The organism is Halorubrum sp. AJ67 (assembly GCF_000513435.1).
Map to the genome: position 1 here is coordinate 1 of NZ_CBVY010000010.1, position 2,004 is coordinate 2,004.

Annotated in this window: 1 protein-coding gene; it reads left to right on the forward strand. The window is 70.6% G+C overall.

The window, feature by feature from the left end; translation table 11 throughout:
• The first annotated feature begins 233 nt into the window (after window positions 1-233).
• On the forward strand, window positions 234-1,889 hold the full coding sequence (locus BN903_RS09520) for a GTPBP1 family GTP-binding protein (protein WP_048077517.1): 1,656 nt from the start codon (window positions 234-236) through the stop codon (window positions 1,887-1,889).
• Window positions 1,890-2,004: the final 115 nt, after the last annotated feature.

Sequence of the window (2,004 nt, forward strand, 5' to 3'; positions counted from 1 at the left end):
GGTTCGACGATCCGGTCGCGCTCGTAGCCGAGCGGGACGACGTGGACGCGCCGTTCGGCGACGCTGGGGACCGAGGTGTCCATATCGTCGTTGTCTGCGGCGGTCGGTTAAATCACCTGCCCTGAGCCGGACGGAGGTTTCCGGCGCGGCTCCGGAGCGCTCGGTACCGATCACGAGCCGTGGGGTCACGTACCACGAAAACCGTTAAGCCCGGCTGTCGCCTACGTGCGGACATGAGCGCTGACCGGTCCGCCCTCCGGCGGGCCATCGAGCGCGGCGAGCGGGATGGCGGCGCTATCGAGTTCAAGGAGCGGCTGACGCGCGAGGTCCACTTGGCCGACGGGCGCATGGAGTCGCTCGTGGCCCAGCTTCGTCACCGCGTGCTCTCCGGCGACGGCGAGGCGACCTACGTCCTCGGCGTCACCGACGAGGGCGGACTGGCGGGGATCTCCCCCGAGAGCTTCTCGGAGACGATGGACGTGCTCTCGCTGCTGGCCGACGAGGCGGACGCCCACATCGCCGACGTCGAGACGTGGAGCGCCGGCGACGGGGGCGACGCCGACGAGGCGGGGTTGGTCGGGCTCGCCACCCTGCGCGACGGGGGCGTGTTCGAGGCCGACGAGGACCACCTCGTGGTCGGCACGGCCGGCCACGTCGACCACGGGAAGTCGACGCTCGTGGGGACACTCGTCACCGGACACGCCGACGATGGGCAGGGCGGCACGCGCGGCTTCCTCGACGTCCAGCCCCACGAGGTCGAGCGCGGTCTCTCGGCGGACCTCTCGTACGCGGTGTACGGATTCGACGACGACGCCGACGAGCCGGTCCGGATGGACAACCCCCACCGGAAGGCGGACCGCGCCGGCGTCGTCGAGGCGGCGGACCGCCTCGTCTCGTTCGTCGATACGGTGGGCCACGAGCCGTGGCTCCGGACGACGATCCGCGGGCTGGTCGGCCAGAAGCTCGACTACGGGCTCCTCGTCGTGGCCGCCGACGACGGGCCGACGAAGACGACCCGAGAACACCTCGGAATCCTGCTCGCGACCGAACTGCCGACCATCGTCGCGGTCACGAAGGCGGACGCGGTGAGCGACGACCGGCTCGCCGAGGTCGAACGCGAGGTCGAGTCGATGCTCCGCGACGCCGGGCAGACGCCGCTTTTGGTCGATCGCCACGGGGTCGACACCGCGGTCGCGGAGGTCGGCGACGGCGTCGTCCCCCTGCTGCGGACCAGCGCGGTGACGAAAGACGGGATCGGGACGCTCGATCACCTGTTCGAGCGCCTGCCGAAGCGCGCGACGCCCGACCGCGAGACGTTCCGGATGTACGTCGACCGGAGCTATAAGGTGACGGGCGTGGGCGCGGTCGCCTCCGGCACGGTGAACTCCGGGACCGTCGAGACCGGCGACGAACTCCTGCTCGGTCCCATGCCCGACGGGTCGTTCCGCGAGGTGGAGGTGCGGTCGATCGAGATGCACTACCACCGGGTCGACAGGGCGACCGCGGGGCGGATCGTCGGCATCGCGCTGAAGGGCGTCGACGAGGCGGAGATCGAACGCGGGATGGCCTTGGTGCCTTGGGGGAGCGAGCCGGAACCGGTCCGGGAGTTCGACGCCGAGGTGATGGTGTTGAACCACCCGACCCGGATCCAGGAGGGGTACGAGCCGGTGGTACACCTCGAAACCCTGTCGGAGGCGGCCGCGTTCTTCCCGGAGGAGGGGCGGCTCCTCCCGGGCGACACGGGCGAGGCGCGCGTCCGGTTCAAGTTCCGCCCGTACCTGATCGAGGAGGGGCAGCGGTTCGTCTTCCGCGAGGGGTCGAGCAAGGGGGTCGGAACCGTGACGGGCGTCGGAGAGACGGGCGAGGGGCCGGCTTCTGACGGCCGCTGACACCGAACTGGACCCAGTCACCCGTTCCGTCCGGATGCGGGTTACTCCTCCCGACGGGTATCGAGGTTCGACATCATCGCGGAGACCGATTCGCGACCTTCGGCCAGCGATCCTG